At 45.7% G+C, this 13,090-nt stretch carries 7 protein-coding genes; 2 read left to right on the forward strand and 5 right to left on the reverse strand.

Translation table 11 applies throughout. The features are described from left to right. The first annotated feature begins 163 nt into the window (after positions 1-163). Both C4F40_RS17050 and C4F40_RS17055 read left to right on the forward strand, forming a co-directional pair. Positions 164-2,644, forward strand: coding sequence for a tetratricopeptide repeat protein (locus C4F40_RS17050; RefSeq protein ID WP_196940623.1), 2,481 nt, complete (start codon positions 164-166; stop codon positions 2,642-2,644). A 456-nt stretch (positions 2,645-3,100) separates the two neighbouring features. Then, positions 3,101-3,604 (forward strand): ASCH domain-containing protein, encoded by a 504-nt coding sequence (locus C4F40_RS17055; protein WP_196940624.1) that lies wholly within the window; start codon positions 3,101-3,103, stop codon positions 3,602-3,604. Positions 3,605-3,678: 74 nt separating this feature from the next. Here C4F40_RS17055 and C4F40_RS17060 read toward each other — a convergent pair whose 3' ends face one another. The 5 genes from C4F40_RS17060 to C4F40_RS17080 form a co-directional block, all read right to left on the reverse strand. Continuing rightward, on the reverse strand, positions 3,679-4,272 hold the full coding sequence (locus tag C4F40_RS17060) for an RNA polymerase sigma factor (protein ID WP_196940625.1): 594 nt from the start codon (positions 4,270-4,272) through the stop codon (positions 3,679-3,681). A 341-nt stretch (positions 4,273-4,613) separates the two neighbouring features. Beyond that, complete coding sequence (locus C4F40_RS17065) at positions 4,614-6,704, reverse strand: selenium-binding protein SBP56-related protein (protein WP_196940626.1); 2,091 nt, start codon at positions 6,702-6,704, stop codon at positions 4,614-4,616. Between the two features lie 17 nt (positions 6,705-6,721). Then, positions 6,722-8,167, reverse strand: a complete 1,446-nt coding sequence (locus tag C4F40_RS17070) for a SusD/RagB family nutrient-binding outer membrane lipoprotein (protein ID WP_196940627.1) — start codon at positions 8,165-8,167, stop codon at positions 6,722-6,724. A gap of 10 nt (positions 8,168-8,177) precedes the next feature. Then, entirely contained in the window at positions 8,178-11,612 is a 3,435-nt protein-coding gene (locus C4F40_RS17075; RefSeq protein WP_196940628.1) for a SusC/RagA family TonB-linked outer membrane protein, read from the reverse strand. 135 nt (positions 11,613-11,747) lie between these two features. Further along, entirely contained in the window at positions 11,748-12,911 is a 1,164-nt protein-coding gene (locus tag C4F40_RS17080; RefSeq protein WP_196940629.1) for a FecR family protein, read from the reverse strand. Between the last annotated feature and the right edge of the window lie 179 nt (positions 12,912-13,090).

Genomic DNA, 13,090 nt, shown 5'->3' on the forward strand with positions numbered 1-13,090 from the left:
CCCTATTTTTATCGCCTAGTTGTTTTTAGGATCCATTTTTGCTTACAATTCACGTAATTGAACGGAATTCTTTAATTTTGGCTGTAGCTATTTAGGAGAAGATTATAATATTATCTCTTCAGCGAAGGAACGTTTTGGATAAATTTAGAAATAGGGACGAGCAATGATATTGAAAGAAAGCACCGGCTATAACTACCTCAAATACCTGCTTACCGTGGTCTTTTCAGCGTTGCTGATTATGGGGTATGCACAGGAAACTCAAGTTGTGGATTCCATTGATGTCGTACGTGATTACCGACCTATATTGGCCGATGCCGTAAAGGCCCGTCGGAGTCCAGATATGCGTATCAACAGAGAAGCGATCGAGAATGAGCTACAACAGGTGGCCGCTGCCACATATTTTTCACTAAACGGTTTCAAACAAGCCTACAATGATGAACTTCTTAACCGGAATCCCAATGCTTCACGCGACAATATCGACAATTACCGAATTAGTTATCTAGCTTACCGTGCAGGGGAGTACCCAAGAGCGACCTCTATTTTGGAAAATTTGGAAAAATCGGATGCCTATTATCAGGGCGCTATAATTACTTTGGGCAATATTGCTATAGAGACCGGCGATAAACAACGTGCTCGAAATGCTTTTCTCAAAGCGACGAAAATGGATCTCGATCCGGAATTGAAAATAATTGCGTTGTATAACTACGCCAAAGTCTTATATGAACTAGACTCCGCCCAAGTTGGCTTAGAAATACTTCAAGACTATATCGCAAAGAAACATGTGGATATTAATCGTGATGGTAAGAAACAGGAGAGTGCGGAAACATTATCCATAGATGTTTTGTTGGGTACGAGTAATTTTCATGCGGGAGTAAGTATGCTAGAATCGTTAAACAAACGGAGCCGCGAAACTGATGTAACCTATCAAAAAGCGACGTATTATCGTGCTTTGGAGTTCTATAATGAGCGTGCTTTCGAAAATAGCATATCCATGTTCATGAGATCTGAAAAATTTCCGATCGATCCAGAAATGGCAGCTTTGGCCACGTATTGGAAAGCAGAGGCGATGTATGAAGTACGCAAATACAAGGAGGCGGTGGAAAACTTTTTCCGATTTCTCCAGATGCCCGCTGCAAGAAATACCGATGTATACAGTTATGCGCACTATGGCCTGGCTTATGCCGCTTTTCGCAACAACAGCTTTAGTTTGGCTGCTGATTATTTTGAACGCTTTTTGGCTACCGATGGAAGTTCGATAGAGGAAAATGTACGGCATGACGTGATCGCACGTTTAGGTGACTCGTATTTGTCCTTGCGCAATTATGGCCGGGCCAACCAATACTTTGATCAGTTGATCAACAGTAAAGCTCATAATCAAGACTACGCGTTGTTTCAGCGCGGTATTATGTTTGGATTGCAGGACGACAATGAAACCAAGATCAGCACGCTGCAGTCTGTTGTGGAGCAATTCCCCGGTTCGAACTATGCGGATGACGTGGCCTTTGAGGTCCCATACACGTATTTCACAATGGGAGATTACGATACCGCCATCGAAGGGCTACAGAAGATGGTCAAAAAATACCCCCGAAGCAGCTATGTACCTCGGGCGTTGATTACCATCGGGCTTGTCCAATACAACAAAGGTGAGACCGAAGAAGCGAAGGCTTCCTTCCGGAAGGTAGTGGAACAACATGCAACAACAGATGAAGCGAGACAAGCATTGCGTTCCATTGAAAACATTTACCTGGATCAAGGAGATGCATCCGGTTATATTCATTACGCGACCAACGCCGATGTCAGTGATCTGAGTGCCGCCGATCAGGATAACTTCACTTTCCAGGTAGCCTACTCTCTATTTAACAAGGGAGCATATGAAGGGGCTGTGGAAGCGATCAATGCATACTTTGATAAATTTCCGAAACCCATAAAGGAAAAACATGCTCGTTATATTCGCGGGGTGAGTTTATACCGGACCGGACATCCAAAAGAAGCGCTACACGACTTAAATATCATCCTGAACGATTGGACGAGCAAGTATACTGAAAGCACCTTGCTAACGGTAGCTGCATTATATCTAGAGTTGGAGAAATACAACGAGGCCATCGTGCATCTCAAAAAACTGGAGCTTAATTCAGAATTTAAAGAAAACTATAACTATGCAGTAACTAACCTGATGATTTGTTATTTCCAAATCGGTGACTTGGAGCAGGTGGCCAAGTATGTGACGTTGATAAAGAACTACAACCGGTCATCTGAGGAAGACATTGCCAAAGCTCACTTGTACAGTGGGCGAGCCATGCTACAGGAAGGAAATGTGTCTTCAGCCTCGAAGGAACTCAATCTGGCGGCGCTCAAGAGCCAAACGGCAGTCGGTGCAGAGGCACGGTACCGCACCGGGCAACTGCAGTATGAAAACAAGGAATACGACAAAGCACAGGAAACAGCCTTTGATGTGATCAACAATATGGGGGCGCATGATTACTGGGTGGCCAAGAGCTTCCTCCTGCTTGCAGATACCTATGCTGTCAAAGGCAATAAACTCCAGGCAAAGAGTACGTTGGAAAGTGTGATTGCTAATTATGAAGATGATGATGATGTCATTCCTTTAGCAAAAGAACGGTTAAAGAAATTGAACATTAAGTAGATTTATATAACGATACAGATTCGAGCGCGACTTATGTTATAAGTTTTGTGCAACATCTTTATCTTTATAGGAACAATTATACTGGTAGTCTCCTGTTTTTAGTTCCATTATCAATTTCAATCCTTCTAAAAATGAAGGCGATGTATATAATTTTAAGCCGTATTTGCCTACATTTGTTTCCATTACACAGTTATTAATGCTATGTTTATAAATATGTCAAATTTGGATGCAACTTTCCAGAATCGAGTTAGCTCGATTAGTATTGGGTACGAGTTTGGAGCTCGCTAGTTGTTTTTTATTAAGAATTCGCGGTTTTGGTGGGGATTTTTTTTGACATATGTTTTAGCCCGTTTTGCATTATAACATGCCGTATCGTCGGATTCATTCATACACGATGAGGATATAAATAGAGGTGTTTTTATTAAAATAGTAGAATCAACAGCTAAAATAGAAGGTATGGAGGGTTGCTTCACTTTTGTAAAAACAAAAAAAGGATTTCAAATCATAATAAATCAAATGGTCGAATATTGGAAAAAATTTCAAAGTAGCAATCCCGAATATCGTAATATCAAGCAACCGCAATCATTCTATTTTTGCGATAACAAAGAAGATGCTGATGCATGTGTTGAATTGGTTGTTCAGAAAATAAAGCGAGCTACTTCTCCATCTGTCTGGTGGTTTGAAAAAAATAATGAAGAACTTCCACGAGTAGGAGATATAGCAATTGTAACAAATTGGGAGGGAGAACCTAGAGCAATCATTAAAACAACAAAAGTTGAAATAGTAAAATTCAAGAATATTACACCTGAATACGCTTACACAGAAGGAGAGGGAGATAAAAGTTTAGATTATTGGAAAAAAGTACATTTGGATTATTATAAACGTGAAATGGAAGAACTGGGAGAATATCCGAATGAAGAGATGGAAATTGTTTGTGAATATTTTGAAACGATCTGGTAATATCAACTGGTGAGTTTGTTTTGAAGATCCGCAGAGGAGCAAGTCTGTTTAACATAACAAGAATGCCCGGTACGTTATAAAAATAGGAAGTAGGATGTGTTTTTCAGGGCCTTTACAAAGCGTTTGCGAATGATCTTGAGTTGATTGTATATGGTATGGGGTGAGGTGGAAAGCGTATTCGCTATCTCGGATACGGTTTTATTGCTTTCATAGCGCAACGCATAGACCTGTTTCATACGGGGAGGCAGATCGGAGATTGCCAGATCCAGTAACGATTCCAATTCCTCATTGTGCGCTTGCCTGAATGCCAGTGACAACTCATCGAGATCTGCAATTTCTTCAGACAGGTTATCCCAGATGGTTACGAAATGCGGTTGGTGTTTGTTCTTTCGATAATAATTCAATACCCTGTTGATGGCCATTCCATGTAGGTAGGGATAGATTTCTCCCTGGGGCTGGAGGATCTCCCGTTTTTCCCAAAGCGATAAGAAGATGTCATGGATGAGGTCGGCCACCACCGATTGATCATTAATGCGTTTGCTGATTTCTTTGTACAATCGACGGACATAACGTTGGTACATGTGGTCAAATGCATGCGTTTCCCCTCGCTTTAAAGAATCCCAGAGTTCCTTGTCTGTCGTTTGTACCACTTCGCTGCCGAATTGCATATTATACTATCAATTGCTTAGGTTGGAGTTCCTAACAGCCAAAGTTAGGGACTTCGGTCTATAGAAATTGTTATGTTTGTGTTAATCCTGTGTGAAGGGGGACATGAGACTGAAGAAGCCGTGGATGACAAAAACCAGTAACATGCAACCCAACGCGCCCCAGTTTTGCTGAGCTTTGCAAGGCAACGTTTGATGGTTGCGCGGAAAATGCCTGATAACGGCTTCAACTGTGGTGTGGCGAGTTGTTTAATACAAAACCCGAAGACTGTCGGCTTCGGGTTTTGCACCTAGTATATTAGCCGATGTTGCTACTACAAGCGTAGAGCAGCGAAAATCAGCGATTACATTCCAGTATTTTTAAGATCGAGGACGATAAAATTATTGGCTTCCCTACTTGCTAATAAAAGCATATCCCCATCTATCGCTATCCCGTATACCCTACGCAGCAGGGGATCTTGGAAGTAGCGGGCCACGCTTGGGTTGTCTGGTTTGGAAATATCTATTATCGCTACAGAGTGATTGGAAGAGTTCAAAACAAACGCCTTTTTCTTCCAAATGGCAATCCTGCCCGGTCCCTGCATATCCGTGTCGCTGATATGTGAACGTGCCTTGGGGTGCAATGGGTCGGAAATGTCAAATGACCAGAAGGTACTGGCATTATATGCTACCACAAAAAGATGGTTTCCATCTATAGCGAGCGCGCAAGTGCCTCGTAGCAACACGGGGTCATACACCCGATCCGTGATGACAGGATTGTGTTTGTCCCGGATATCTACCGTGATGAGCGATGAGCCGGGGCCGTAGCCCGCCAAATAAAGCACATTTCCTTTGGTCAGTGCGGCAAAAGCCCCGTCTCCCGTGTGGAATGAACTTAGAATGGCCGGTTTCGCCGGATTATGGATATCCAATATGTAAACCTTGCTTTCCGAGCTATGGGTTACGTAGGCATAGTCCCCATCGATCCATATCTTCCTAAGACGCGTATAATTTGACTGGTAGTGCTCCAAAAAACTACCTTCACCGCCTACCGTGATGGCCGATAGTTTTACGGGATGATACGGGTCGGAGATGTCATAGGTGCTTATCCGGCAGTTGGTCATCGATAGCACATACAGGTAATGGTCCTTGATGGCGACACTAAAAGCATCAAGAATATCCTGATCCCGTAAGCTGTGGGCCAATACGGGGGTATCCGGATTCCGGTAGTCGATAATGGCTACATTGTTTCCATCCCGGCAGGGGATGTACGCAAATTTGTTATGGATCACGATGTCCTCGGGCTCATTGATTTCTTTCACATGGCTAACCATGCCCAGGGTAGCTTGCTGTAAGGGGATTTTATGCTTGGCGGCTATTTCTTCCTGTACACCCTGTACCTGTTGGAGGGTATGATGAAGAAAGTCTTTAGCAAAGGACGAACGCAGTACAAAACCTTTGTTGGTGGCAGACAAGGTAATGACCGAGTCTGTCGTCTCTACCCGTATACCGTGATCCAGCCAATCTCCTTCGACCGTGGGCAGGGCGCCGAGGTTCCACCAGCTGCGACCATAGTTTAAGGTGAGGTACACGTTTTTTTCGCTGGTATAGGTGCCATAATACGCAGCACCGTATCCGATATTGACGAAGTCATCTGCCGCGCCATCTAATTGACCGGATTTCTCCCATGTGTATCCGAGGTTGCTGCTGCGGTAGATGTAGCCGTCTTGGTCGGCCTGCAGCAAGCGAGCCATCCCCAAGTATTCCGTGGCGAACAATGCCGCGTCAGTCAGTTTTTCCAACCTGTTCCAGGTCATGCCATCGTCTATGCTCTTGTACACGGTACCATCCCATCCATTGACGACGATGCCATTCCCTACTTTTTCCAGTCTGTACAACGCGTTCTTGGACACAGCCCCCAGATCTGTCCAGGTGTCGCCCTTGTCCGTGGAACGGTAGATATGGCCGCCGTCCGAATTGGTGTCGGTGACCAGCAGTGTGCCGTGGGCCGTGTACATGATCGCATAGGCGGCCGCGTAGTTTTCCGTATTTTTATTGGTCGTCAGCTGTTTCAATAGCTTCCAAGATTGCCCACCATCCAGGGTTCTGTATACCTCTGCCTGACTCGTCAAGATATAAAACGCTTGTTTGTCGCCCGTTTCGGCAATGCAGGTGATGTCGTTTTCGGTCGGCTTGGCTAGAAAACGCCAATGTTGCCCTTGGTCGTCACTGATGTAAAGCTTGCCTTTTTGTGCACCTCGGGTAGCTAAGGCGATCGTGTGTTCATCCAGTTGCCGTATCGCGTCGATCCTTCCGCCCGGCACCACCTCCTGTACAGACCAATTTGTGAAGTGGGGCAAGACGCTGTTGGCAATGGACAGACTGTCCATTGCAGTCTGTCCGTAAGTGATCATCAACCAGCAAGTGCCGATGATGCTCAATCCTATTTTTCTCATATTCATCATGCTAATTTTTATTTTTGCCACCACATTTTACTGTTCATGTTGTCTCCTCCCATACGCTGCGAGGCTTCCTGGTACTGTTGTTGGTTGAGTGATTGTTCCGATATCGGGTAGGGCAATCTGGATGGTATTTTCCCATCGTTGACATTGGTGGGTCCGGGTACCAGGCGGGGATGGCCAGTCCTTCTGTATTCACACCATGCTTCGATACCGGTAAAGAACAGGCTAAAGTACTTCTGCAGGTAGATCTTTTCCAATCCTCCGTCATAAGCGACGCTCGGATGCGCCAGATAGTCCGTCTCAAATGGGGCGCCCCAATAGTCGAATGAGCTTTTGATACCCTCGTCATAGGACTGTTTGGCGTCTCCGGTATAAAAGCCCCTGGCAGCAGCTTCGGCCTTCAGGAAAAATACTTCTGCACAAGTCATCCAGATGGCCGGCTCATCATCTGTCTGGAAGCGCGTCCCTAGATAGGATTGAAAATTATATCCGCCGTTGTAGTTTGCAGATTCGGTAACGGGGAGCGCATTGGGTAGGCCTACGTATACCGGGAAGGCCGTATTAGCCGATGCGTTGGTTGGCCGTGCAAATTGGAAAAGTCTGGTATCACCAAATTTAGTCAATGAATCCACGACAAACGCACTTACCGACTTGTACTTAAAGTCAAAATCACGGACAAAGCTCGGTGCGAGCGGGAATACGTCGGGAAAGCTGCCCGAGTAGCGGTAGATGAAGTTGTCTCCATTACCTTCCATGACGGGGTACTGCGCCGGATCAGATAAAATAAGGCCGATCAGCTCGCTGGATTTTGACGTTTGTTTCTCCACAGTTCGCATAAGCATACGGAGAAGTAGACTATTGCCAAATTTTTTCCATTTCATCATGTCGCCGCCGTAGATGAGGTCTCCCCCGAAATCCAGTGTCGCATTGACATCGATGAGTTGCGTATATTGCAGTATCTCTTCGATCAGTCCGAGGTAAATGTCTTCCTGCGAATCATACTTCGGGGTGAAGGTATTATCGGTAGCCGCTTTACCCGCCTCGGTGTAAGGTACATGGCCAAAGGTATCGGTAATCATCGATAGGATGAAGACCCTGATCAAGCCTGAAATTGCCCGGTAGTTGCTGTGTCCCGTGCCGTTCTCGACCATCCTGTTGATGTCATTGAGATCCCGCAGTCTGTTGTATAGGTTCCAAAGCTGATTTGAATTAGATGGTTGTAACTTGAATCGCTGTACCTCTGTGAATGTATTGTTCATACAAGTGTATTGGATCAACTCGTTGTTGATTTCAAAAGCGCTGTGGGTAAGCGTGTTCGAGATGCTGTACATGACTTGCGGTAATACGACACCCGGGTTGACCTTTGACGGGACATTGGGGTTTGTATTGTCAATTTTTTGGCACCCCCCGGTGAATAAGAGGATGATCCCGCATATAAAGGCTATTTTAATGTTCATGTCTTTTTTTTTAGAGTGCTATTTTGATGTCCAGTCCGAAACTCCGTGTCGATGGGATCTGTGCGTTTTCTACGCCAGGTACAATCGTGCCACCGGATACGAATGAGGTTTCGGGATCGATATGGGGAGCTTTCGAAAATAAAAGCAAGTTTCTGCCTACTAGGTTCAGTTGCACCGATTTGAATGGTGTTTTTTTGACTACTTCGGTAGGCAGTGTGTAGCCAAGCGTCAATTCACGCAATTTGATGAAGGAAGCGTCGAATGAATTGGATTCCACATTGGGCCGCCGATAATAGCCCCGGTAGTAGGTATAGGCTGATACCCGCTCGGTATTGGGCGAGTACGTGCCATCGCTATTAAGGACGACGCCGTCTCCAACGATGCCTTCCTCGCGGCCCGGTAGCGTATTAGATAAACTGCCTGCTTCCGTTCCCGTTACGTGGGTAAAAGAATAGATCGTACCACCCAATCGTCCGTCAAACAGAAAGCCCAAAGACCAGGTTTTGTAGGCTAGATTATTCTTTATGCCGGCAATAAGGTCGGGATTATAATTTCCGATCTTCATCGTGTTGCTGGTGAATACGGGTACACCTCCCCGGTATATGATCTGGCCTGCTTCATTGCGCTGAAGCCCGATGCCATAGATGTCACCCATCCTGCCACCAACGCGAGCTTCCACGGTAGCACCCTGAGCAGACGCCATGATATAACTTTCCACGCCATCGGCAAGTTCAATTACTTTGCTTCGGTTTGAGGAGGCAGTCAGGGTAATGTCCCAAATGAGCTTGTTTTTGACGGGGGTCACGGTCATCAACGCTTCCCACCCGCGGTTGTTTATCTTCCCGGCATTCATGATCTTGTCCGTATACCCAGTGCTGACGGATAGCGGACTGCGCAAGATTTGGTTTTTACTTTGTGAGGTATACCAGGTAAAATCCACATGCAGCCTGTTGGCAAACATCCTGAATTCGGTGCCCACCTCAAAAGAAGAGGTTATTTCGGGTTTGAGATTGGTATTGGGCATGGTTGCCGGGAGGCCTACCGCACCAGGCAGCGTGCTGTATTCGTAATAGGCAGCCGTCTGGTAGGGGTCGGTATCACTGCCTACCTGGGCAAATGAACTCCTTAGTTTCCAGAAGTTCATCCATCGGGATTCGATGCCCAGCATATCCGACAGTATACCACTTGCCGATATCGACGGATAGAAATAGGAGTTGTTTCCTGCAGGCAGTGTGCTCGACCAGTCGTTTCGTCCGGTCAACTGCACGAATATCTGGTTTTTATAGTCCAGGTCGGCAAAGGCATACAAGCTGTTGATATTTTTTACTGTGTTTGCCTCGCTTAATGCAGGCCTGTTGCTGGCATTGCCCAAGTTGTATACACCCGGTATGATCAGGCCATTGGCTGTCGCCGTATTTTGCCCGGTGTTGATCTGAAGATTGTTTCCCCCGGCATTAGCAGACCAATTGAATCCTCCTATTTCGTTGCCTTGGTACGTGAGTAAGAAATCCGAATTGCGCTCAAAGTACATCAGGTCTTGCCGACGGTACAACCCTTTAGTATTGACTGCCGAACTGAAGGGGCGCTGGGAGCTACGCATTTCGCCGGAGTAGTCGATGCCGGTACGAACCATCGCTTTGAGCTGCGGTAGGATTTGGTAATCTACGGCTGCGTTGCCAAAAAGGCGATTGCGTTTCATCCCGTTTAACTGTTCATACATCGTGAAGTACGGATTGTCTCCCCAGGTGAAGTAGTAGTCTTGCTTCACGTCTTCTTGTCCCGGTATCCAATAGTTCCTAAACCAATTGATATCCGCATTTCGCTCAAACCAAATAAAATTGTAAGTGGGCGATGACCCGCCATATCCGACGATAGGCAAATTGTCGCTATGGCTATTGATGTAGTTCATGTTTGCCTTTACCGACACCTTGGAAGAGATGTTGACATTGGAGTTCAAATTAAATTGGTTACGTTTTAGCTCGGTATTGGGCATGATCCCCGTTTGGTCGTAGTTGTTGTAAGAGGCACGAAAGTGACCCAACTCTCCCGATTTGGATACCGATACGCTATTGATAAGCGTCCGGCCCAGTTGGTAGAAATCCCGCACGTTATTCGGCCGGGCTTGCCAAGGGATCGGAGTCCTATTGCCGTTCTCATCCATAGGTGAGCCAAACTGGATGAAGTGCTGCCCGTCGAAGGGGGCACCCCAGTTATGTCCTGAATTGCTGGTATTGGGCCCGTCCGGTCCATCTCCATAGGAATAATAATCCAGCCCGCTACCGGTTCCGCCGCCATAGCTATTTTGGAAGTCTGGAAGTTTGAGCACTTGATCGAATGCCGTATTAGAATTAACGCTTACACCCATGGCTTTCGAAGAGGATGCGCTTTTTGTTGTGATGATGATTGCGCCATTTGCAGCCCTGGATCCATATAATGCAGCTGCATTAGCTCCCTTGAGTACGCTAATCGATTCGATATCGTCGGGATTGATTTCGGCGCCTCCGCTTCCATAGTCCACCGAGAGATCACTGCTACTGCCGGTGCCGATGTTGTTGTTTATTGGTACACCATCAACGACTACCAACGCCGTGTTTCTGTTAATATTCAGCGAGGATTCGCCACGCAATACAATGCGTGATGAACTGGCCATACCGCCCGATGTCATAGTCATATTCATACCAGCTACCTTTCCCTGCAGTGCCGTCAATGCATTTCCACTTTTTGCTGTGTTTATGTCTTCCCCTTTAATCTCTTGGATCGATGTGCCTATCCGTCGCTTTTTGCTCGTCAGTCCCAACGATGTGACGACTACCTCTTCCAAGGCGTCCATTGTGTTTTTGAGGGTAACATCGACTACCTTGCGTTGATCGCTGCCTGTAACCTTCACGCGGTCGATTTGTTGGATTTCGTACGAAATGTAACTGACACGGATGGTGTATGTACCTGGAGCCACCAGTATTTCGTATTCGCCACGACGGTCAGACTGCACGGTTTTTTTTGTCTCCAACACCGTGATGGTAGCCCCCTCCAATGGGGTTCCTTTTTCATCGGCGATCTTTCCGGATATACGTGCCGTTTGTTTTGGAGGCGTTACTGCCGTTACAGTTTTATGATGCCGTTTGCTGTTATCTTTTTTAATGGTTACGATTTTGTTTGAAATTGTGTAGGTGTACGGCAATCCATGGAAGCATCGAGTCAATACTTGGTTGATATCTGCATTCTCGATATCCAGGCTGATTACCTTGGCATCGGCAAATAAATTTGCATCGTAGAAGAAATCATAGTTTGCTTGGCGGCGCACATCCTCGAGAATCTCCTGTATGGATACGTTGTTTTTCTTGATAGACAGGTGTTGCCCATATGTCGCGGCACTCACATGTATCAGGCAAAACAAGGTCAATAGCATCGTTATTTTCATAACACGCATGATTTGATAAAAATTCATATTTTTGTTATCGTTAAAAGATTGAAATATTGATTGAACAGTGTTTTAGTAAACTTTTGACACAGTGGCAGGGGGTGCTCTAACATCCTCTGCTTTTTTAATAAAGTCTACTCATTTGGGTTATCTTTCGTTTTATTACCTCACCGTTATCCTCCTTTCTTTTACTTCCAATTCCACTTTGTCCGTAGATGCGATCATTTGGATGATGGCCGAAAGGGGCTTTTCGCGGGATACCATGCCGTTGAATCGTATTTTACCCAAGTGTTCTGGGCAGACGATATCCACATCATACCAACGCATCACTTCCTGAAGGATGTCGGCCAACGGTTCATTACGGAATATGAAGTCGCCGTTTTTCCACGCCACGTTTCGGGTTACATCGGTCTTCACGACCTGGATTTTGTCTGCAACCTGCGCTTGCATATTGGGGCTTAAGAATTTGTATTCCCCCGTCGCGCGGTATATTACCTTTACTTTGCCTTCTACCAATGTCGTTCGCTCGGTAGGGTAGCTGGTGTAGCTATTTACGTTAAATTGAGTACCCAGTACCTGTATGGTCTGTTTGTCTGTTTCCACTAAGAATGGCACCGGTTCTTTTTCTCCATCAGACTGTTTGATGGAAGACTTGGCAATCTCAAAATAGACCTCACCGGTCATCCTCACCCGGCGCTCGTGTTTACTGAAAACCAATGGGTAGGAGAGAGAAGAAGCAGCATTTAGCCAGGCTTTGGATCCATCTGGTAGGATAATTTGATAACTCCCGCCCCTAGGCGTAGTTAAGGTGTTGGTCGCATATCGAGCAGTGCGCTCAGGAGCTTCGGTCACATACACAAGCATACCCTGTCCATTTTTTGATATCGCGATACCATCCTGTTTGGATATCAATCCCTCCTGTTGGTCATTCAGTTCAATGCTGGTCCCATCGGCCAGTGTTAGAATTGCCTTGTCGCCTCCCGGCAGAATGTCGTTGCTGGTTACCCTGTCAGTGTGTTCGGAGGACCTTCTGCTGTGCTGGTATACGACAGCAACGGAGACCAATAGGAAAACCAATGAAGCGGCAGCAACCCTATACCGGCGTGCCAAGGTTTTCAACAATGCTGGTTTTGCCTGTGCTGACGCATTGAATCGAGGCGAACGCTTTATTTTAGCCAGCATGTTTTCTATCGTCTGCTGATCGGGTTCCTCCCCCGGTTGGCCTCTTGCAATTTCTTCAAACCAAGTCTCCAAACTTTGGATTTCTTCTGGGGTACATTTATTGCTGTGATACTTGTTTAGTATATCCGATAGTTTCTTTTCCATATGCATCGAAGACACGATTTGTCGTCCTCTATGAGTATAGTAACCCAAATGAAAGATTTTGCTATTCCAATTATCAGATATAATGATTTGTTAATCTGATTAATAATTTATTAACATAAAAACACCCGATGCGTTATAAAAATAGGAGATGTTATTAGGGCTTCCAAACAGCTATCTTA

Origin of the sequence: Sphingobacterium pedocola (genome assembly GCF_015209965.1) — a bacterium.
GTDB classification, from domain to species: domain Bacteria; phylum Bacteroidota; class Bacteroidia; order Sphingobacteriales; family Sphingobacteriaceae; genus Sphingobacterium; species Sphingobacterium pedocola.

Coding starts and splice junctions, on each gene's coding strand:
- C4F40_RS17060 (WP_196940625.1), bottom strand. CDS start 4,272: ATGCAATTCGGCAGCGAAGTGGTACAAACGACAGACAAGGAACTCTGG.
- C4F40_RS17070 (WP_196940627.1), bottom strand. CDS start 8,167: ATGAACATTAAAATAGCCTTTATATGCGGGATCATCCTCTTATTCACC.
- C4F40_RS17065 (WP_196940626.1), bottom strand. CDS start 6,704: ATGAGAAAAATAGGATTGAGCATCATCGGCACTTGCTGGTTGATGATC.
- C4F40_RS17075 (WP_196940628.1), bottom strand. CDS start 11,612: ATGAATTTTTATCAAATCATGCGTGTTATGAAAATAACGATGCTATTG.
- C4F40_RS17050 (WP_196940623.1), top strand. CDS start 164: ATGATATTGAAAGAAAGCACCGGCTATAACTACCTCAAATACCTGCTT.
- C4F40_RS17080 (WP_196940629.1), bottom strand. CDS start 12,911: ATGGAAAAGAAACTATCGGATATACTAAACAAGTATCACAGCAATAAA.
- C4F40_RS17055 (WP_196940624.1), top strand. CDS start 3,101: ATGGAGGGTTGCTTCACTTTTGTAAAAACAAAAAAAGGATTTCAAATC.